Genomic DNA, 19854 nt, shown 5'->3' with positions numbered 1-19854 from the left:
GTTCGGATCCTAGACCACAGGGTGAAGTAGATGCTGCAAGGCTATTCCCAACTGATTTTCGAGGGGGCTCTGGTGACGTTGGAGCTGGCCCTCAGTTCCGTGGTGCTGGCGGTGGTGATCGGTCTGATCGGCGCCGGTGGCAAACTGTCTCATAACCCCTTTATCTCCGGCCTGTTCGGCGCTTATACCACGCTGATCCGCGGCGTGCCCGATCTGGTGCTGATGCTGCTGATCTTTTACGGTTTGCAGATCGCGCTGAACAACATCACCATGCTGCTGGGCTTCGCGCAGATCGATATCGATCCGCTCGGCGCCGGCATCATTACCCTCGGCTTTATCTACGGCGCTTATTTTACCGAGACCTTCCGCGGCGCCTATCTGGCGGTGCCGAAAGGGCAGATCGAAGCGGCGACGGCCTACGGCTTCAGCGGCGCGCAGATCTTCCGGCGCATTCTGTTCCCGGCGATGATGCGTTTCGCCTTGCCGGGCATCGGCAACAACTGGCAGGTGATCCTGAAGGCGACGGCGCTGGTGTCGATCCTCGGCCTGAACGACGTGGTGAAAGCCACGCAGTTGGCGGGGAAAGGCACCTATCAGCCGTTCTTCTTCGCCATCGTGGCCGGCGTGGTTTACCTGATCTTCACTACCGTTTCCAACGGCGTGCTGCTGTGGCTTGAACGGCGTTACTCACTGGGCGTCAAGAGGGCCGAGCTATGATTGAGATCCTGCAACAGTATTGGCAGTCGCTGCTGTGGAGCGACGGCTACCGCTTCACCGGCGTGGCGGTAACGCTGTGGCTGCTGATCGCCTCGGTGGTGATGGGCGGGCTGCTGGCGATCCCGATGGCGGTGGCGCGCGTCTCTTCCATCCGCTGGGTGCGTTTCCCGGTGTGGCTCTACACCTATGTGTTTCGCGGTACGCCGCTGTACGTGCAGCTGCTGGTGTTCTACTCCGGCATGTACAGCCTTGAGATCGTGCGCGGCAGCGAGTTTCTCAACGCGTTTTTCCGCAGCGGGCTCAACTGCACCATCCTGGCGCTGACGCTCAACACCTGCGCCTATACCACCGAGATCTTCGCCGGGGCCATCCGCTCGGTGCCGCACGGTGAAATCGAGGCCGCCAACGCCTACGGTTTCTCGCGCTTCAAGATGTATCGCTGCATCATTTTGCCTTCGGCGCTGCGCACCGCGCTGCCGGCTTACAGCAACGAAGTGATCCTGATGCTGCACTCCACCGCGCTGGCGTTTACCGCCACCGTGCCGGATCTGCTGAAGATCGCGCGCGACATCAACGCCGCGACCTATCAGCCGTTTTACGCTTTCGGCATTGCGGCGGTGCTGTACCTGATCATCTCCTACGTGTTAATCAGCCTGTTCCGCAAGGCTGAAAGACGCTGGATGGCACACGTTAGTCACTGATAAATGACGGGAAGAAAAACCATGTCTGAGAATAAATTAGCCGTCACGGAACTGCATAAACGCTATGGCGACCACGAAGTGCTGAAGGGCGTCTCGCTGGCGGCCAACGCCGGGGATGTGATCAGCATCATCGGCTCCTCCGGCTCCGGCAAAAGCACCTTTCTGCGCTGCATCAACTTCCTCGAGAAGCCGAGCGAAGGCTCGATCAGCCTGAACAACGAAGACATTCGCATGGTGCGCGACAAAGACGGCCAGCTGAAGGTGTTCGACAAGAAGCAGCTGCAGCTGCTGCGCACCCGCCTGACCATGGTGTTCCAGCATTTCAATCTGTGGAGCCACATGACGGTGCTCGAGAACGTGATGGAGGCGCCGGTGCAGGTGCTGGGGCTGAGCAAGGCCGAAGCGCACGAGCGCGCGGTGCGCTATCTGGATAAGGTGGGCATCGATGAGCGGGCGCGCGGCAAATACCCGGTGCACCTGTCGGGCGGCCAGCAGCAGCGTGTTTCTATCGCCCGCGCGTTGGCGATGGAGCCGGAAGTGCTGCTGTTTGACGAACCGACGTCGGCGCTGGATCCCGAGCTGGTGGGTGAGGTGCTGCGTATCATGCAGAAGCTGGCGGAGGAGGGGAAAACCATGGTGGTGGTGACGCACGAAATGGAGTTTGCGCGCCACGTTTCCAACCACGTGATCTTCCTGCACAAAGGGTTGATTGAAGAGCAGGGGCCGCCGGCCGAGCTGTTCGGCAACCCCAAAAGCCCGCGCCTGCAGCAGTTCCTGTCCGGCGCGTTGAAGTAACTTCAGATCAGCGGGCTTCGGCCCGCTGATTAATCACGTCATCCAGCGCCTGTTCCAGCTCCAGATAGCGGAAGTGGAAGCCGGCCTCCTCCAGCCGCTTCGGCACCGCCCGCTGGCCGCCGAGCACCAGCACCGCCGCTTCCCCCATCAACAAACGCATGACGAACGCCGGCACCCGCAGAAACGCCGGGCGATCGAGCACGTTGGCCAATTGGGCGGCGAACTGCTCGTTATGCACCGGGTAGGGAGCGACCATGTTGAACGGGCCGGTCAGAGTGGCGTGATCCAGCAAATAAATAATGCCGTTGACCATGTCTTCGAGATGGATCCACGGCAGGTATTGGCGGCCGTCGCCGATCGGGCCGCCCAGCCCGAAGCGGAACGGCGGCAGCATTTTAGCCAGCGCGCCACCCTGTGGCGCCAGCACCACGCCGGTGCGCAGCAGGCAGACGCGGGTTGCGCCGCTCTGCGCCTGCAGCGCCAGCGCTTCCCAGCGTTGGCACAGCTGGTGGGTGAATTCGTCGTGCGGCGGCTCCTCTTCGGTGACCACCGCCTGTCCCTGGTCGCCGTAGTAGCCGACGGCGGAACCGGAAATCAGCACGCCGGGCGGCGTGCTGCCGGCCTTGATAAGCTGCGCCAACCGCTCGGTCAGATCCCAGCGGCTATGGCACAGCCGCTGTTTCTGCTGTGCGCTCCAGCGCTTGTCGGCGATAGGTTCGCCGGCCAAATTGATCACCGCATCGAAGTCATCCAGCGACTGCCTGTCGTCCAGCGTTTGCCAATAGCTCGGCTGGTCGCCCAGCCTGGCCCGGGCTCGCCGTTCGTCTCGCGTCAGCACCGTAATGTGGTGAGAAAGCGCCAGCAGCCTGGCCGTCAGGCTGCTGCCTATCAATCCCGTTGCGCCGGTGATCAGGATCCGCATGGTCGACCTCCCTGAGTTAGTCCCGGCGGTAGCTCATGGTCATGGAGACCGAATCGGCGTAGCGCAGGGCCAGAAGTTTATCTATCTCCACTTCAGCATAGGTCACCCAGGCGTGTTCTTTTACGATATCGAGCACATCCTGCGTTAATTTTTCCAGCAGCGCGAAACGGTTATCTTCCACATGGCGGATGATCGCTTTGGTGATGGTGCGGTAGTTGAGCGCGTCGGCGATGTCTTCGCTGTTGCGTGCCTTGTCCGCCGGGTAGTGGATCACCACGTTAATCAGGACGTCCTGTCGGTTGTTGATTTCTTCTTCCTTGATACCGATGAACGTGCGCAACCGCAGATTTTTAATGCGAATAACGGCGTCGGGTTGACTGAAAGACATCAGAGATTCTCCATAGGTCTGATTATTGGCGTTCAGAATACACGGAAAGTAGGGAAATGATAACGCAGGGGCGATGTGACTCCCCGGCGGCGGGGAGTCGAGGGGCGGGCTTAGCCCTGTTCGGCCAGCTTATAGGCGCGCTCGGTCGCCGGGCGGTTGCTGATGCGCTCGAACCAGTTGCGCACCGCCGGGTAATCCGCCAGATCGATGCGCTGGCGCGGATGCGACACCACCCACGGGTAGGTGGCGATATCGGCGATGCTGTAGTTGTCGCCGCCCAGGTACGGGTGTTTTTGCAGTTCGGCTTCCAGCACGCCGTACAGCCGCTTGGTCTCCAGCTGGTAGCGCTCGATGGCGTAAGGCACCGGCTGCGGCGCGTAGTGGTTGAAGTGGTGATTCTGCCCGAGCATCGGCCCGAAACCGGCCACCTGCCAGAACAGCCACTGCAGGGTGGCGGCGCGTTCGCGCAGGCCCTTGCTCAACAGCTTGCCGGTTTTCTCCGCCAGATACAGCAGGATTTCCCCGGACTCGAACAGGCTGATTGGCGCGCCGCCGTCCACCGGTTGCTGATCGACGATCGCCGGGATTTTGTTGTTGGGAGAAATGCTCAGAAAGTCCGGTTTGTACTGCTCGCCGGCGCTGATGTTTACGCGATGGATACGGTAGGGTAAGCCGACCTCTTCCAAAAACAAGGTGATCTTGTGACCATTGGGAGTAGGCGCGTAATACAGGTCAATCATGTTGCCTCCTGCGGTAAGGTGATCTGTAATTCATTACACGTTGCTGCGGTCTTCGCCGCGCACAAAGGTATATCAGAGATCCAACAATAGCAGCTAAGGATAGCAGGCTATGTGGGATTCGTCCGATGCTATCTGCGCGGTTGGATCACAATTCTCCACCGGGGCGGGCGGCGGTTTGCCGCACGGCGCCGGCGCGGTAAAATGGCGCTTATTTCCCTCTATAGGACAAGGTTATGAAGCTGATGTTCGCCTCGGATATCCACGGCTCGCTGCCGGCCACCGAACGCGTGCTGGAATTGTTCGAACAAAACGGCGCCGACTGGTTGATTCTTCTGGGTGATTTGCTGAATCACGGCCCGCGCAACGCGCTGCCGGCCGGGTATCAGCCCGCTCAGGTTGCCGAACGATTGAATCGCTATAGCGACAAGATCATCGCCGTTCGCGGCAATTGCGACAGCGAGGTCGATCAGATGCTGCTGACGTTTCCCATCGAGGCGCCCTGGCAACAGGTTTTACTGCAAAAAAGACGATTGTTTTTGACCCACGGTCACCTTTATCATCCCTCGGCACTGCCGCCGTTATCCCGCGGTGACGTCCTGGCCTACGGCCATACGCATCTGCCGCAGGCGGAGCGGCAGGGTGAGATCTATTGCTTCAATCCGGGCTCGGTCAGCATTCCCAAAGGGGGCTTTCCGGCCAGCTACGGCATGTTGGATCGGGGCACTTTGCGCGTGCTGACGCTCGACGACGGCAAGGTCGTCGCGGAAGTGGCGTTAACACGCTAAACGCACTAATTTATACACACACAATAAAAATCTTTGAAAAACACTCATTGATTAACCAGCGCGCGGGATGCATCGCGCCAAAATAGAAGGTTTTAGAGGATGGCGGAACAGGGTCAGGCTGCAGATACCGAATGGGTTGATATCGTCGACGAGCAAAACGAGGTGATCGCGCAATCCAGTCGTCAACAGATGCGGGCGGAGCGGCTGCGTCATCGTGCTACCTATATTGTGGTGCATGATGGGATGGGAAAAATTCTGGTGCAGCGTCGCACCGAGATCAAGGACCTCTACCCGGGCTGGTTGGACGCAACGGCGGGTGGCGTAGTGCAAAGCGGTGAAAACGTGCTGGATTCGGCGCGCCGCGAGGCGGAAGAAGAGCTGGGCATCGCCGGTGTGCCTTTCGCCGAACACGGTCTGTTCTACTTCGAAGAAGAGCAGTGCCGGGTGTGGGGCGCGCTGTTCAGCTGCGTATCGCACGGCCCGTTCGCGCTGCAGGAAGAAGAAGTGGCCGAGGTGTGCTGGCTGACGCCGGAAGAGATCACCGCGCGCTGCGACGAGTTTACTCCGGATTCGCTGAAGGCGCTGTCGCTGTGGCTGACGCGCAACAACGAACAGGATTACGGTAAGCCGCTCGACAACCACTGAGACGCCAACGCGTGAGAAAGCCGGTCATCGACCGGCTTTTTTATGGCGCGGGTTCAGCAGCTGTCGCGGCGGCACAGCGTGGCGGGCAGGGAGCCTGCCGGCAGCCAGGGCTGCTCGTTCAAGCGCGCCAGCAGCGCCTGGCCGGCCTGAATGCCGATGTCACGATGCGGAATGGTCATGGTGGTCAGCGGCGGCTGGCAGACTCGGCTGAACTCGCTGTTGCCGAACCCCACCACCGCCAGATTGTCCGGCACCTTGATGCGCCGCCGCTGGCATTCATACAGCGCGCCGCCGGCCAGTTCGTCCGAGGCGCACACCAGCGCGTCCAGCTCCGGCCAGGCCAGCAGGAATTCCGGCAGCTGCTGCGCGCCGGTGCTGAAGCTGGCGGGCTGCGCGGCGTTGATCACCCGATGCGGCGACATATGGTTGCGCAGCAGCGCCTTGTGCCAGCCCTGCAGGTGCTGCTGGAAGATCCACTGTTCCTGATTGGCACACAGCAGCCCGATGTTCTGGTAGCCGCTGGCGATCACCGTTTGCGTCAGCTGATACATGGCCGCCACGTAGTCGATGCCGATGCTCATGTCGATCGGATCGGCGCGCACGGCGCCGATCTCCACCACCGGAATGTTGGCGGCGATGAGCGCGTTGCGGGTGTTTTGCGAATGCTCGACGCTGAGCAGCACCGCCGCCGCCAGGTTGTAAGAGAGCAGGGTCTCCAGCAGCTTCTCTTCGCGTTCGAGGTGATGCTGCGATTCCGCCAGCATGATGTGATAACCGGCCGGCTGCAGCACTTTCTGCAGGCCGGCGAACATCTCGGCGCAGCCGGATTCGGACAGGCTGGGCACCACCATGGCGATGGTGTAGGACGAGGCCGACGCCAGCGAACTGGCGGCCAGGTTGGGCAGATACCCCAGTTCGCTCACCGCGGCTTCAATCTTCTCGCGCAGTTTGTCTGAAACCTGCTCCGGCGTGCGCAGCGCGCGCGACACCGTCATGGTGCCGACGCCTGCCAGCTGCGCTACGTCAGCCAACGTCACCCTGCCCGTGCTGCGTCGTTTTTTACCGATCGACATGCCTAATCCCGACTGAAATGCGCGCGCGGCGCATAAAAATGGTGAGGGCGGGAAGCCGACGGCGCGGCTTCGACGATCCCCGTATGCGGCACATTCTACCCCGTTACCCGAAAGAGCGAGAAAAAATTGTGGTTAACGCCATGCCGCGGCGCGGCGTTTTGATAGCGCTATCACAGATCTGCATGATAGCGCTTTGGTAGCGCTATCTTTGTGATATCCATCACTGTGTGGCCGGGAGGGGTTGATTAAAGTTTTACCGTCGTCGGTGAATTAATCACCGGCCGAAACCATCAACCTTTAGGAGGGTAACGTGCTGAAAGAGTGGCTGACCGCCGATCATATACAGCTGTGCGAACGGGTGGAGGACTGGCGCCAGGCGGTAACGCTGAGTGCGCAGCCGCTGCTGCAAGACGGCGTGATCACGCCGAATTACCTGACGGCCATCTTTCATCAGCAGGAGAAGCTCGGGCCTTACTTTGTCCTGGCACCGGGCATCGCCATGCCGCACGCCCGGCCGGAGGAGGGCGCCAACGCGTTGGGATTATCGCTGCTGAAGATCCATCAGGGGGTGAACTTTCATTCCGCGGATAACGATCCGGTTCAGGTGGTGGTGATGCTTTCGGCGCCCGACGGCGACAGCCACATCGAATTGATTTCGCAACTGGCGGAATTATTTTCAGACAATCAGGCCATGGAGGCGTTATTTCACGCCAAAGATAAACGGCAAATCGAGGATATTATCGCCCGCTATTAACGCTTAATCACCAGGAACACTATTAATGCTAACAACGCCGGGAATATGACCGGCGGCGCTACCCTATACGCTAAATTCAACAGGTGGATATTATGAAAATCATGGCGATTTGCGGTTCCGGTCTCGGCAGCAGTTTTATGGTGGAAATGAACATTAAAAAGGTGCTGAAAAAGATGGGCGTGGCGGCCGAGGTCGAACACTCCGATCTGTCGTCCGCCACCCCCGGCGCCGCCGACGTGTTCGTGATGGCGAAAGACATCGCCGACAGCGCCAGCGTACCGGCCGAGCAGCTGGTGGTGATCAGCAACATCATCGACATTAATGAGCTGGAAGCCAAGCTGCGCGCTTACTTCGAAGCCCACTCAATCATCTGAATAAAACGATTGGCGAGGTGGATATGTTTATCCAGGAAACGCTTAAGTTTGTGGTGGATATATTAAAGGTGCCTTCGGTACTGGTCGGGCTTATTGCGCTGATCGGTTTGCTGGCGCAAAAAAAATCGTTTTCCGACGTGGTGAAAGGCACGGTAAAAACCATTCTCGGCTTTATCGTTTTGGGCGGCGGCGCCACGGTATTGGTCGGGTCGCTCAATCCGCTGGGCGGCATGTTCGAACACGCGTTCAATATTCAGGGCATCATTCCGAATAACGAAGCCATTGTCTCCATCGCGCTGGAGAAATACGGCGCCTCCACCGCGCTGATCATGGCGTTCGGCATGGTGGCGAATATCGTGGTGGCACGCTTCACCCGGCTGAAATACATCTTCCTGACCGGCCACCACACCTTCTACATGGCCTGCATGATCGGCATCATCCTAACGGTGGCGGGCTTCGAGGGCGTGCAGCTGGTGTTTACCGGCGCGCTGATCCTGGGGCTGGTGATGGCGTTCTTCCCGGCGATCGCCCAGCGCTATATGCGCCGCATCACCGGCAATGACGATATCGCTTTCGGTCACTTCGGTACCCTGGGCTACGTGCTGTCCGGCTGGATCGGCTCGAAGGTGGGCAAAAACTCGCGCTCGACCGAGGAGATGAACCTGCCGAAAAACCTCAGCTTCCTGCGCGACAGCTCCATTTCGATCTCGATGACCATGATCGTCATCTACCTGATCCTGGCGATCTGCGCCGGGCGGGCCTATGTGGAAAGCGAGCTCAGCGGCGGCCAGAACTACCTGGTGTATTCGATCATTCAGGCCATCACCTTCGCCGCCGGGGTGTTCATCATCCTGCAGGGCGTGCGTTTGATTCTGGCGGAAATTGTGCCGGCGTTCACCGGCTTCTCGGAAAAGCTGGTGCCGAATGCGCGGCCGGCGCTGGATTGCCCGGTGGTCTATCCCTATGCCCCCAACGCGGTGCTGATCGGCTTCCTGTTCAGCTTCCTTGGCGGATTGGCCGGGCTGTTCCTGCTGGGGCAGCTGAAGATGGTGTTGATCCTGCCCGGCGTGGTGCCGCACTTCTTCACCGGCGCTACCGCCGGGGTGTTCGGCAACGCCACCGGCGGGCGGCGCGGCGCGATGCTGGGCGCCTTTGCCAACGGGCTGCTGATCACCTTCCTGCCGGTATTGCTGCTGCCGGTGCTGGGGGCGCTGGGCTTTGCCAACACCACCTTCTCCGACGCCGACTTCGGCGCGATCGGCATCCTGCTGGGCAATATGGCGCGCTTTATGTCGAAGGAGATGATCATGCTGGCGATCGTCGCCGTGTTCGCGCTGCTGGTGGCGCATAACTTCCTGGGAAAACGCAAAGGCGCGCCGGCCGCTGACCGCGTCGAGAAATAACGAGGGCAGACTGATGAACGACACAACGAGCGAAACGGAAATTGAAGAGCTGCATACCCTGGCGCGGGCGATCCGCCTGGAAACGCTGAAAGCGCTGACCGGGCTGGGCTTCGGCCACTACGGCGGCTGCATGTCGGTGGTGGAGACGCTGGCGGTGCTGTACGGCAGCGTGATGCGTATCGATCCGGCGGATCCGGACTGGCCGGAGCGCGATGACTTCGTGCTGTCGAAAGGGCACGCCGGCCCGGCGCTGTACAGCACGCTGGCGATCAAGGGCTACTTCCCGCTGGCGGAGCTGAAGACCCTTAACCAGAACGGCACGCGTCTGCCGAGCCACCCGGACCGGCTGCGCACGCGTGGCGTGGACGCCACCACCGGCTCGCTGGGGCAGGGCGTGTCGATCGCCGCCGGCATGGCGTTGTCCCATCGGCTGGCGAGGCGCCGCAATCGGGTGTTCAGCATCCTCGGTGACGGGGAACTGAACGAAGGGCAGTGCTGGGAGGCGTTCCAGTTTATCGCCCACCACAATCTGAACAACCTGACGCTGTTCATCGATTACAACAAGCAACAGCTGGACGGCGCGCTGGACGAGGTGATCCAACCGTTCGATCTGGCCGCCAAGTTCCGCGCCTTCGGCTTTGAGGTGCAGACCATCAAGGGCGACGACATCGCGGCGCTGCTGGCGGCGGTGGCGCCGGCGCGCGGCGGCGAACAGCGGCCGCTGGCGATCGTGCTCGACAGCATCAAAGGGCAGGGCGTGGCCTATCTGGAAAACCTGTCGAACTCTCACCACCTGCGCCTGACGCCGGACGTGCAGCAGGAAATCGAAAAAGCCATCGCCGAACTGGAGGCCGCCCATGTTTAACGTAGTGACGCAGTTGGAAAACGACGCCGTCGAAATGCGCAAAGTCTACGCCGGCGCGGTACGTCGGCAGATTGAGGCGGGCGCGCCGATCATCGCGCTGGAGGCGGATCTGATGAGCTCGATGGCGATGGACGGCGTGCACAAGGATCACCCGCAGCACGTGATCAACTGCGGCATCATGGAGGCCAACGTGATCGGCGTCGCCGCCGGGCTGTCGCTCACCGGCAGGGTGCCGTTTGTGCATACCTTTACCGCCTTCGCCAGCCGCCGCTGTTTCGATCAGCTGTTCATGTCGCTGGATTATCAGCGCAACAACGTCAAGGTGATCGCCTCCGACGCCGGGGTGAGCGCCTGCCACAACGGCGGCACCCACATGTCGTTCGAGGATATGGGCATTGTGCGCGGGCTGGCGCATTCGGTGGTGCTGGAGGTGACCGACGCCACCATGTTCGCCGATATTCTGCGTCAGCTGATGGATCTGCGCGGCTTCTACTGGGTGCGCACCATTCGCAAGCAGGCGACGCGCATCTACCAGGAGGGCTCGCGCTTTACCATCGGCAAGGGCAACCTGCTGCGCGACGGCGACGACATTACGCTGATTGCCAATGGCATCATGGTGGCGGAGGCGCTGAAGGCGGCGCAGATGCTGGCGCAGCAGGGCGTCAGCGCGGCGGTGATCGATATGTTCACCCTCAAGCCTATCGACCGTGAACTGATCAAAACCTATGCGGCCAAGACCGGGCGCATCGTCACCTGTGAAAACCACAGCATTCATAACGGGCTGGGATCGGCGGTGGCGGAGGTGCTGGCGGAAGAGTGCCCGGCACCGATGCGGCGCGTGGGGGTGAAGGAGCGTTACGGCCAGGTGGGCACCCAGGCATTTCTACAGCAGGAGTACGGCCTGACCGCCGAGCATATCCTGGAGGCCGCCGGGCAGTTGCTGCAAAAGCAGTTCTCGAGTCAATAACAACTGCTGTAACGAATGAGGTCTGGTGCTATGTATAAAGCACATACCTTCCTGCCCAGTATCTGAGTTATGACTCATACGTTATCAACTGAGAAGCCCCTTAGGGGGCTTTTTGTTTTTAATGGATAATAGATAGTCAATGCTTGGGTAAAAAGAGATAATAAAAACAGTCTAATAAATACAATAAGTTATATTCATAGTGTGAATAATGATAACAGCAAGAGGCTCGTTCAGAAGGCTGACGCCAGGCGAGATCACGCTATCCCGTTTTCTCTATAAAAATGCCATCGACTACAGTCTTGTTAAAGTGCATAACGCGAGCTATTTCCCGTTTGGTTTGCAGAATGAGGAAACGGCCGTTACGCCTAATGGTGAACTTTATTGGCCTAAAAAACACTTCAGGGAAGATTTTTCCACAGAAACAACGCGCTACCTATGGTGGTTCATGCATGAAATGGCCCACGTATGGCAGTATCAGATGGGGATGAACGTCCGGCTGCGGGGAATAATGAGCTGGGCGGTAACTTATAAATACTCGCTGCCTGATTACTACTCCTTAGCTGATTATGGTATGGAGGCATAAGCCAGCCTTCTTGCAGATTACTTCATCCTTTCTCGTTATGGCAAAGAACGGTGGTTTGAGGTGAAACTGATGCAAGGTATTATAGGTCCTGATTTGAAAAGCCGTTATGAGCATGTTTTGAAAGGATTTCTTAATACTCCTGCCGACAGGGAAACCTGAAATGAGAAGAATCTATACCCTCATCATGATGATGTTGCTCAGTGGCTGTATCCTTGAAAAGCAACGTTTTTACGCTGCGGACATTACGCTGCGGGGAAATGATCTTACCGCAAACCTACTCAACACAGAGTGGCAGGTTCAGTCTGGTCAGCATCGCTATTGAACAACGGTTGGATAGTCAAACGCATGAGCTCTGGCGCAGGACCACTCTACCACCGAAGCCCGTTGAGACGATTACGCCCGGCCAATGTATCCCATACTCGTTCAAGGCATTTGAGAGCAATGCGCTATACACCGTGGCAATCAGTACCGTGGATCCTCAGGATGCAGATTCCAAACGTTTCTGGCAGCGCAGTTTCTCGCTGAAAATCAGCGACGGCCAGATTTTGCAGGTTATTGCCAGCGCGGAGTAATAAAGCGAGAGAAGGGATGAATGAAATAGCAAGGGCCGGCAATGCCGGCCCTTGTTTCGTTTGGCGATGAATTACGCCTTGGCGGCAGCGTCAGCCTGGGAAGACTGGATCGCCGTCAGCGCAACGGTGTAGACGATATCGTCAACCAGTGCGCCGCGCGACAGGTCGTTCACCGGCTTGCGCATGCCTTGCAGCATCGGCCCGATGGAGACCAGGTCAGCGGAACGCTGTACCGCTTTGTAGGTGGTGTTGCCGGTGTTCAGATCCGGGAAGATGAACACGGTCGCCTGGCCGGCTACCGGTGAGTTCGGCGCCTTGGACTTGGCAACGTCGGCCATGATGGCGGCGTCGTACTGCAGCGGGCCGTCGATGATCAGGTCCGGGCGTTTTTCCTGCGCCAGACGGGTCGCTTCGCGCACTTTCTCGACGTCGCTGCCCGCACCGGAGTTGCCGGTGGAGTAGGAGATCATCGCTACGCGCGGCTCGATGCCGAAGGCCGCGGCGGAATCCGCAGACTGGATGGCGATTTCAGACAGCTGCTCGGCGGTCGGATCCGGGTTGATCGCGCAGTCGCCGTAGACCAGTACCTGGTCAGGCAGCAGCATGAAGAACACGGAGGACACCAGCGAGCTGCCCGGCGCGGTTTTGATCAGCTGCAACGGCGGACGGATGGTGTTGGCGGTGGTGTGAACCGCGCCGGAGACCAGACCGTCGACTTCGCCTTGTTCCAGCATCAGGGTGCCGAGCACCACGTTGTCTTCCAGCTGCTCGCGCGCGACCACTTCGGTCATGCCTTTGCTCTTGCGCAGCTCAACCAGACGCGGCACGTAGTTTTCACGCACGGCGACCGGATCGACGATTTCGATGCCTTTGCCCAGCTCAACGCCTTGCGCTGCCGCGACGCGCTGGATCTCGTCCGGGTTGCCGAGCAGCACGCATTCCGCGATGCCGCGTTCGGCGCAGATGGCCGCCGCTTTCACGGTGCGCGGCTCGTCGCCTTCAGGCAGCACGATGCGTTTGCCGGCTTTACGCGCCAGCTCGGTCAGCTCGTAACGGAACGCCGGTGGAGACAGACGGCGTGAGCGCTCGGAGGTGGCGGTCAGCGAGTCGATCCACTCGGTGTTGATGTGGCTGGCCACGTAGTTCTGCACTTTCTCGATGCGCTGGTGGTCGTCCGCCGGCACTTCGAGGTTGAAGCTCTGCAGGCTCAGCGAGGTCTGCCAGGTGTTGGTGTCGACCATGAACACCGGCAGGCCGGTCTGGAAGGCGCGTTCACACAGCTTCTTGATCGGCTCGTCGATGGCGTAGCCGCCGGTCAGCAGGATGGCGCCGATTTCCACGCCGTTCATCGCCGCCAGGCAGGCGGAGACCAGCACGTCAGGACGGTCTGCGGAGGTTACCAGCAGAGAGCCCGGGCGGAAGTGTTCCAGCATGTGCGGGATGCTGCGCGCGCAGAAGGTCACGGACTTCACGCGGCGAGTCATGATGTCGCCTTCATTGACCACGCGGGCCTTCAGGTGGCGAGCCATGTCGATGGCGCGGGTGGCGATTAGATCGAAGCTCCACGGCACGCAGCCCAGAACCGGCAGCGGGCTGTTGGCGAACAGCTGCGCAGGATCGACGTGGGCGATGCTGGCTTTGGTGGAGTCGTCGAAGATTTCGGACAGGTCAGGACGGGTGCGGCCCTGATCGTCGACCGGTGCGTTCAGCTTGTTGATGATCACGCCGGTGATGTTTTTGTTCTTGCTGCCGCCGAAGCTGGTGCGTGCCAGTTCGATGCGCTCTTTCAGCTGCGCCGGGGAGTCGTTGCCCAGCGCCAGCACGAAGACGATCTCGGCATTCAGGGTTTTGGCGATCTCGTAGTTCAGCGCGTTGGCGAACTGATGCTTGCGGGTCGGCACCAGGCCTTCGATCAGCACCACTTCCGCGTCTTTGGTGTTCTCGTGGTAGCGTGCCACGATCTCTTCCATCAGCACGTCTTGCTGGTTGGAGCTCAGCAGGCCCTCAACGTAGTCCATGCGTAGCGGTTCGGCCGCCGGGATGGTGGAGTTGCTGCGGATGATGGTGGTGGTCTGGTCGAGCGCGTTGTCGCCGGTGCGCGGTTGAGCGATAGGCTTGAACACGCTCAGACGAACGCCTTTTTGCTCCATGGAGCGGATGACACCCAGGCTGACGCTGGTCAGGCCGACGCTGGTGCCGGTGGGGATCAACATAATAGTACGTGACACAGAATAGTCCTCTTCACGATTAACATGAGGCTAAAACAACACCGTCAGCCTGGGCTGACGGTGTTTTGAGAGCATTACGCGGTCAGGCGGGATGCGTCCTGCGCGATGACCAACTCTTCGTTGGTCGGGATCACCAGCGCCAGGCGGCTGCCGTCTTTGGTGATGGCGCCGGATTTGCCGAAGCGAGCGGCCATGTTGCGGTCGTGGTCGATTTCGAAGCCCAGCAGGCCCAGTTTGTTCAGGGTCAGCTCACGCACCATGCCGGCGTTCTCGCCGATGCCGCCGGTGAAGATCACCGCGTCCAGACGGCCTTCCATCAGGGCGCTGTAGGCGCCGACGTATTTGGCCAGACGGTGGCAGAACACGTCCATGGCGCGTTTGGCGTCGGCTTTGCTGTCGTAGTTGTCTTCAACGTAACGGCAGTCGCTGGTGACTTCGGTCAGGCCCAGCAGGCCGGATTCTTTGGTCAGCATCTTGTTGATCTGGTCAACGCTCATGCCCAGAGAATCATGCAGGTGGAAGATGATAGCCGGATCGATGTCACCGCTGCGGGTGCCCATCACCAGGCCTTCCAGCGGGGTCAGGCCCATGGAGGTGTCAACGCACTGGCCGTTGCGCACTGCGGTAACGGAACCGCCGTTGCCCAGGTGGCAAGTGATCACGTTCACTTCTTCTACCGGCTTGTTCAGCATCTTCGCGGCTTCCTGAGTCACGTAGAAGTGGCTGGTGCCGTGTGCGCCGTAGCGGCGAACGCCGTGGTCGCGGTACAGGCTGTACGGCAGGGCGTACAGGTAAGATTCTTCCGGCATGGTCTGGTGGAACGCGGTGTCGAACACGGCAACGTTCTTGTCGGCCAGGTTAGGGAAGGATTTCAGCGCTTCCGCGATGCCGATCAGGTGAGCTGGGTTGTGCAGTGGTGCAAACGGCACGGAATCTTTGATACCCTGCAGAACTTCGTCGTTGATCACGGCGGAAGCGGTAAACTTCTCGCCGCCGTGCACGATGCGGTGGCCGATAGCGGTCAGCTGCGCAGAAAGCTCTGGTTTTTGTGCCAGAATAGTATTAACAATGAAGTTCAGCGCTTCGCTGTGTGCAGCGCCGGCCCCCAGGGCAGCTTCGTGTTTGGCGCCGTCCATTTTCCACTTGATGCGCGCTTCAGGCAGGTGGAAACACTCGGCCAAACCGGAGAGGAATTCGTCGCCGTTAACGGCATCGATGATGGCGAATTTCAGAGAAGAACTGCCGCAGTTAAGAACCAGTACTAGCTTACTCGACATGGAAGTACCTACTTAAATAGTCGTGTTGTTAAAAGAAAATCGAAAACACGTGGTGAATTAATCGTCAATCAGACAACAAGCGTAGCGCATAGTGCCGATGACATTTATGATTAACATCATGTGAAGTGCACAAATCACAGGATGATGGAAAAACCGATGATTTCTCTGCGGTTTAAATAATCTTGATTTTTATAGGGCTAAAAGTTGACAAAATTTACGTCATCTTCTACCGGCCACAAGGCCGGCTTAGGATACCGATAGCCCGGTGCAAACACAAAATAAATTTAAAGCTTCAAATTTTTTAGTATGGGCTCTGGCAGCACGCTTTTAGTTTCTTTACGTGACGTTGAGGTACGCAATGACGAGCAAACCGTCCGGTTCCGTAAGCTGGTTTCAGGTCTTCCAGCGCGGGCAGCATTATATGAAAACCTGGCCGTCAGACAAACGTCTGGCACCGGTCTTTCCGGAGAACCGCGTTGCGCGTGCCACCCGTTTCGCTATCCGTTTCATGCCGCCGTTGGCGATTTTCACGCTGACCTGGCAGATCGCGCTGGGCGGCCAGCTCGGCCCGGCGATCGCCACCGCGCTGTTCGCCTGCAGTCTGCCGATGCAGGGCTTGTGGTGGCTGGGGCGCCGTTCTGTTACGCCGCTGCCGCCGACGCTGCTGCAATGGTTCCATGAGGTGCGCAACAAGCTGACGGAAGCCGGGCAGGCGGTAGCGCCGCTCGAAGGCACGCCGACCTATCAGACGTTGGCCGATCTGCTCAAGCGTGCTTTCAAGCAGCTGGACAAAACCTTCCTCGACGATCTGTAACTGAGAAAAGGCCGCGTTGATGCGGCCTTTTTCGTCTAAGCGTCAATAACCCCGGTTTAAATCAAAGAACGGTCGAGTTGTGATTTCCTGCGTTCTTGCGCTGTGCGATGCTCCCGCCATCACACAGAAATGAGGAAATCCTGATGGAAATGACCAACGCCCAGCGGCTGATCCTGTCGAACCAGTACAAGATGATGACCCTGCTCGATCCGGACAACGGCGACCGTTATCGCCGGTTGCAAACCATCGTCGAACGCGGCTTCGGGTTGCAAATGCGCGAACTGGATCGCGACTTCGGCGAACTGAGCGAAGAGGTGTGCCGCACCATCATCAACGTGATGGAGATGCACCATGCGCTGCAGGTTTCCTGGGGCAACCTGAAAGAGAAGCAGGATCTGGACGAGCGCCGCCTGGCGTTTCTCGGTTTCGACGCCGCCACCGAAGCGCGCTACCTGAGCTACGTGCGTTTCCTGGTCAGCACCGAGGGGCGTTATACTCACTTCGATTCCGGCAGCCATGGTTTCAACGCCCAGACCAAAATGTGGGAAAAATACCAGCGTATGCTGGCGATCTGGCTGGCCTGTCCGCGCCAGTATCACCTGAGCGCCGTTGAGATAGCGCAAATCATCAATGCTTGATTAAGAAGAGGTTTTCTGTGGAGTGTAAGGGTTTTCTGTTCGATCTTGATGGCACCCTGGTGGATTCATTGCCGGCGGTAGAGCGCGCCTGGACGCACTGGGCCGAGCGCCGCGGCGTCAACCCGCAAGCGGTGCTGGACTTCATTCACGGTAAACAGGCCATTACTTCTCTGCGCCACTTTATGCCGGGCGAAAGCGAAGCGGAAATTCAGCGCGAGTTCGAGTTGCTGGAGCAGGCCGAAGCGCAGGATACCGACGGCGTTCGCGCGCTGCCGGGCGCGATTGCGCTGCTGGAGCGCCTGAACGCGCTCGGTATCCCTTGGGCGATCGTCACCTCAGGTTCGGTGCCGGTGGCCGGCGCTCGCCGCCAGGCCGGCGGTTTGCCGCAGCCGGAGGTGTTCATCACCGCCGAGCAGGTTAAACACGGTAAGCCACAGCCCGACGCCTATCTGCTGGGCGCCGAGCGCCTGGGGCTTGCGCCGCACGAGTGCGTGGTGGTTGAAGACGCGCCGGCCGGCATTCTCTCCGGCCTGGCGGCGGGCTGCCAGGTGATTGCGGTCAACGCGCCGGCGGATGCGCCGAAGCTGGATCAGGTCGACCTGCGGCTGGATTCGCTGGCGCAGATCGCCGTCGATAAAACGGCGCAGGGCGCAATCGTTCGCCGGCTGGCCTGAGCGGCATTATCTTCACCCTAATTGATTAGACCCCGCTTCGGCGGGGTTTTTTTATGCTATTTTTTAGACCCTTGGACATTTGCCGGATGAGGCCGTTTTGAACAGCGAATTACTGTGGGTGCTGAGTTTACTGCTGATTGCCATCGTGCTGTTTACCACCAACAAGCTGCGCATGGACGTGGTGGCGCTGTTGGTGATTATCGCCTTCGTACTGAGCGGCACGCTCAGCCTGCAGGAGGCGACGGTCGGTTTCAGCGATCCCAACGTGATTTTGATCGCGGCGCTGTTCGTGATCGGTGAAGGGCTGGTGCGCACCGGCGTGGCCTATCAGGTGGGGGACTGGCTGGTGAAAGTGGCCGGCAGCAGCGAAACCAAAATGTTGATGCTGCTGATGGTCACGGTCGCCGGGCTGGGGGCGTTCATGAGCTCGACCGGCGTGGTGGCGATCTTTATCCCGGTGGTGCTCAGCGTGACGGCCAGAATGAAGATCGCACCGGGGCGGCTGATGATGCCGCTCAGCTTCGCCGGGCTGATCAGCGGCATGATGACGCTGGTGGCCACGCCACCCAACATGGTGGTCAACAGCGAACTGGTGCGTGAAGGCATCCATGGTTTCGGTTTCTTCAGCGTGACGCCCATTGGCCTGGTGGTGCTGGCGCTGGGCGTCGGCTACATGCTGATCGCCCGGCGTTGGCTGGGCAGCGGTGAAACGGGCAAAGCCGGCGATGACTGGCAGCGCCGCACCTTCCGCGATTTGATCCGCGACTACAAGCTGACCGGCCGCGCGCGGCGGCTGGCTGTCCGCAGCGATTCGCCGCTGATCGGGCGTTCGCTGGATGAATTGCACCTGCGTGCGCGCTATGGCGCCAACGTGGTGGGCATCGAGCGCTGGAAACGCTTCCGGCGGGTGATGGTCAGCGCTTCCGGCAGCACCGAGCTGCGCGAGGGCGACGTTCTTTTGATCGACATGTCGGACAGCCAGGTCGATCTGCGCGAATTCTGCGGCGAACAGCGGCTGGAGCCGATGGTGCTGCGTGGCGATTACTTCTCTGAACAGTCGCGCAACGTCGGCATGGCGGAAGTGTCGCTGATCCCGGACTCGGCGCTGCTGGGCAAAAGCCTGCGCGAAGCGGCGTTCCGCAGCCGCTACGATCTCAACGTGGTGGGCATCCGCCGCCACGGCGAGACGCTGGGCGGCAAGCTGGTGGACGAGCCGCTGGAGCTGGGCGACATTTTGCTGGTGATCGGCGACTGGAAGGCGATCCGTCAGCTGCAGGCCAAAACCCACGACTTTATCGTGCTCAACCTGCCGGCCGAGGTGGACGAAGTGGCACCGGCCATCACGCAGGCGCCGCACGCGCTGTTTTGCCTGGCGCTGATGGTGGCAATGATGTTGACCGACGAAATCCCCAACCCCATCGCGGCGCTGATCGCTTGTCTGCTGATGGGCAAGTTCCGCTGTATCGATATGGAGAGCGCCTATAAATCGATTCATTGGCCGAGCATCATTTTGATCGTCGGGATGATGCCGTTTGCACAGGCGCTGCAAAAGACCGGCGGGGTGGATCTGATCGTCAGCGGGCTGATGGACGTCGCCGGCGGTGCGGGGCCGCGCGTGATGCTACTGTGCCTGTTCGTCTTGTGCGCCACCATCGGCCTGTTTATTTCCAACACCGCGACGGCGGTGCTGATGGCGCCGATCGCCATCGCCGCCGCGCGCGAAATGGGCGTCTCGCCATACCCGTTCGCGATGATTATCGCCATCGCCGCGTCCGCCGCCTTTATGACGCCGGTCTCTTCACCGGTCAACACGCTGGTGCTGGGGCCGGGCAATTACAAGTTCGGCGATTTCGTGCGTCTCGGCGTGCCGTTCACTCTGCTGGTGATGGCGGTCAGCGTGATTGTGGTGCCGTGGCTCTACGGCTTTTAACGGCGCAGC

At 59.7% G+C, this 19854-nt stretch carries 22 protein-coding genes; 16 read left to right on the top strand and 6 right to left on the bottom strand.

The annotated features are described in order from the left end of the window. The first annotated feature begins 30 nt into the window (after nucleotides 1-30). The 3 genes from C3F38_RS20060 to hisP are packed head-to-tail and all read left to right on the top strand — an operon-like array spanning nucleotide 31 to nucleotide 2213. Nucleotides 31-717 carry a histidine ABC transporter permease HisQ gene (locus C3F38_RS20060; RefSeq protein ID WP_038876438.1) on the top strand — a complete coding sequence of 229 codons (687 nt, stop codon included), beginning with the start codon at nucleotides 31-33 and terminating at the stop codon, nucleotides 715-717. After that, entirely contained in the window at nucleotides 714-1418 is a 705-nt protein-coding gene (locus C3F38_RS20055) for an ABC transporter permease (protein WP_038876436.1), read from the top strand. Before C3F38_RS20060 ends, C3F38_RS20055 begins: the two co-directional genes overlap by 4 nt. Before the next feature lie 21 nt (nucleotides 1419-1439). Continuing rightward, on the top strand, nucleotides 1440-2213 hold the full coding sequence (gene hisP / locus C3F38_RS20050) for a histidine ABC transporter ATP-binding protein HisP (RefSeq protein WP_038876434.1): 774 nt from the start codon (nucleotides 1440-1442) through the stop codon (nucleotides 2211-2213). Nucleotides 2214-2220: 7 nt separating this feature from the next. On the opposite strand, the gene C3F38_RS20045 is transcribed toward hisP, so the two are convergent. The 3 genes from C3F38_RS20045 to yfcG form a co-directional block, all read right to left on the bottom strand. Next, nucleotides 2221-3135 (bottom strand): TIGR01777 family oxidoreductase, encoded by a 915-nt coding sequence (locus C3F38_RS20045; protein ID WP_047730187.1) that lies wholly within the window; start codon nucleotides 3133-3135, stop codon nucleotides 2221-2223. Nucleotides 3136-3151: 16 nt separating this feature from the next. After that, complete coding sequence (folX, locus tag C3F38_RS20040) at nucleotides 3152-3523, bottom strand: dihydroneopterin triphosphate 2'-epimerase (protein WP_025303682.1); 372 nt, start codon at nucleotides 3521-3523, stop codon at nucleotides 3152-3154. Between the two features lie 110 nt (nucleotides 3524-3633). Continuing rightward, entirely contained in the window at nucleotides 3634-4263 is a 630-nt protein-coding gene (gene yfcG / locus C3F38_RS20035) for a GSH-dependent disulfide bond oxidoreductase (protein ID WP_055317045.1), read from the bottom strand. Nucleotides 4264-4496: 233 nt separating this feature from the next. Between yfcG and yfcE the strand changes: the two genes are divergently transcribed. After that, on the top strand, nucleotides 4497-5048 hold the full coding sequence (gene yfcE / locus C3F38_RS20030; protein WP_038876428.1) for a phosphodiesterase: 552 nt from the start codon (nucleotides 4497-4499) through the stop codon (nucleotides 5046-5048). Between the two features lie 99 nt (nucleotides 5049-5147). Continuing rightward, a complete protein-coding gene (gene yfcD / locus C3F38_RS20025) occupies nucleotides 5148-5693 on the top strand; it encodes an NUDIX hydrolase YfcD (protein WP_038876427.1) in 546 nt (181 codons plus the stop codon). 53 nt (nucleotides 5694-5746) lie between these two features. Here the strand turns inward: yfcD and C3F38_RS20020 are convergent, their stop codons facing one another. Beyond that, nucleotides 5747-6766 (bottom strand): LacI family DNA-binding transcriptional regulator, encoded by a 1020-nt coding sequence (locus C3F38_RS20020; RefSeq protein WP_055317046.1) that lies wholly within the window; start codon nucleotides 6764-6766, stop codon nucleotides 5747-5749. A 310-nt stretch (nucleotides 6767-7076) separates the two neighbouring features. Between C3F38_RS20020 and C3F38_RS20015 the strand changes: the two genes are divergently transcribed. The 7 genes from C3F38_RS20015 to C3F38_RS19985 all read left to right on the top strand — a co-directional run bounded on the left by C3F38_RS20015 (nucleotide 7077) and on the right by C3F38_RS19985 (nucleotide 12284). Then, on the top strand, nucleotides 7077-7520 hold the full coding sequence (locus C3F38_RS20015) for a PTS sugar transporter subunit IIA (RefSeq protein ID WP_038876423.1): 444 nt from the start codon (nucleotides 7077-7079) through the stop codon (nucleotides 7518-7520). Between the two features lie 92 nt (nucleotides 7521-7612). Then, a complete protein-coding gene (locus C3F38_RS20010) occupies nucleotides 7613-7894 on the top strand; it encodes a PTS sugar transporter subunit IIB (RefSeq protein ID WP_038876420.1) in 282 nt (93 codons plus the stop codon). Between the two features lie 23 nt (nucleotides 7895-7917). After that, nucleotides 7918-9297, top strand: a complete 1380-nt coding sequence (locus tag C3F38_RS20005; protein ID WP_055317047.1) for a PTS ascorbate transporter subunit IIC — start codon at nucleotides 7918-7920, stop codon at nucleotides 9295-9297. Between the two features lie 13 nt (nucleotides 9298-9310). Beyond that, nucleotides 9311-10162, top strand: a complete 852-nt coding sequence (locus C3F38_RS20000) for a transketolase (RefSeq protein WP_055317048.1) — start codon at nucleotides 9311-9313, stop codon at nucleotides 10160-10162. Next, nucleotides 10155-11129 carry a transketolase family protein gene (locus C3F38_RS19995; protein ID WP_038876416.1) on the top strand — a complete coding sequence of 325 codons (975 nt, stop codon included), beginning with the start codon at nucleotides 10155-10157 and terminating at the stop codon, nucleotides 11127-11129. The genes C3F38_RS20000 and C3F38_RS19995 overlap by 8 nt, the downstream gene beginning before the upstream one ends. A 208-nt stretch (nucleotides 11130-11337) precedes the next feature. After that, nucleotides 11338-11712: a hypothetical protein gene (locus tag C3F38_RS19990; RefSeq protein WP_223294912.1), complete on the top strand. Its 375-nt coding sequence runs from the start codon at nucleotides 11338-11340 to the stop codon at nucleotides 11710-11712. Between the two features lie 212 nt (nucleotides 11713-11924). Next, nucleotides 11925-12284: a hypothetical protein gene (locus tag C3F38_RS19985; protein WP_223294913.1), complete on the top strand. Its 360-nt coding sequence runs from the start codon at nucleotides 11925-11927 to the stop codon at nucleotides 12282-12284. A 71-nt stretch (nucleotides 12285-12355) separates the two neighbouring features. Here the strand turns inward: C3F38_RS19985 and pta are convergent, their stop codons facing one another. Together pta and ackA are read right to left on the bottom strand one after the other, a co-directional pair. Beyond that, complete coding sequence (pta, locus tag C3F38_RS19980) at nucleotides 12356-14512, bottom strand: phosphate acetyltransferase (protein ID WP_033648050.1); 2157 nt, start codon at nucleotides 14510-14512, stop codon at nucleotides 12356-12358. 74 nt (nucleotides 14513-14586) lie between these two features. Further along, entirely contained in the window at nucleotides 14587-15789 is a 1203-nt protein-coding gene (gene ackA, locus C3F38_RS19975; RefSeq protein WP_025303669.1) for an acetate kinase, read from the bottom strand. 358 nt (nucleotides 15790-16147) lie between these two features. On the opposite strand from ackA, the gene yfbV reads away from it, so the two are divergent. From yfbV to C3F38_RS19955, 4 genes are all read left to right on the top strand, one after another. After that, nucleotides 16148-16603 carry a terminus macrodomain insulation protein YfbV gene (gene yfbV / locus C3F38_RS19970; RefSeq protein WP_004936061.1) on the top strand — a complete coding sequence of 152 codons (456 nt, stop codon included), beginning with the start codon at nucleotides 16148-16150 and terminating at the stop codon, nucleotides 16601-16603. A gap of 143 nt (nucleotides 16604-16746) precedes the next feature. Further along, complete coding sequence (locus C3F38_RS19965) at nucleotides 16747-17241, top strand: YfbU family protein (RefSeq protein WP_016926898.1); 495 nt, start codon at nucleotides 16747-16749, stop codon at nucleotides 17239-17241. Between the two features lie 17 nt (nucleotides 17242-17258). Further along, nucleotides 17259-17915 carry a sugar phosphatase gene (locus tag C3F38_RS19960; protein ID WP_055312510.1) on the top strand — a complete coding sequence of 219 codons (657 nt, stop codon included), beginning with the start codon at nucleotides 17259-17261 and terminating at the stop codon, nucleotides 17913-17915. 97 nt (nucleotides 17916-18012) lie between these two features. Next, complete coding sequence (locus C3F38_RS19955) at nucleotides 18013-19845, top strand: SLC13 family permease (protein WP_038876411.1); 1833 nt, start codon at nucleotides 18013-18015, stop codon at nucleotides 19843-19845. Nucleotides 19846-19854: the final 9 nt, after the last annotated feature.

The organism is Serratia sp. SSNIH1, assembly GCF_002935055.1.
In the GTDB taxonomy this organism is placed as follows: Bacteria; Pseudomonadota; Gammaproteobacteria; order Enterobacterales; family Enterobacteriaceae; genus Serratia; species Serratia nevei.
The sequence above is the reverse complement of the archived record's forward strand: the minus strand, read 5'-3'. Positions and strand labels throughout refer to the sequence as shown.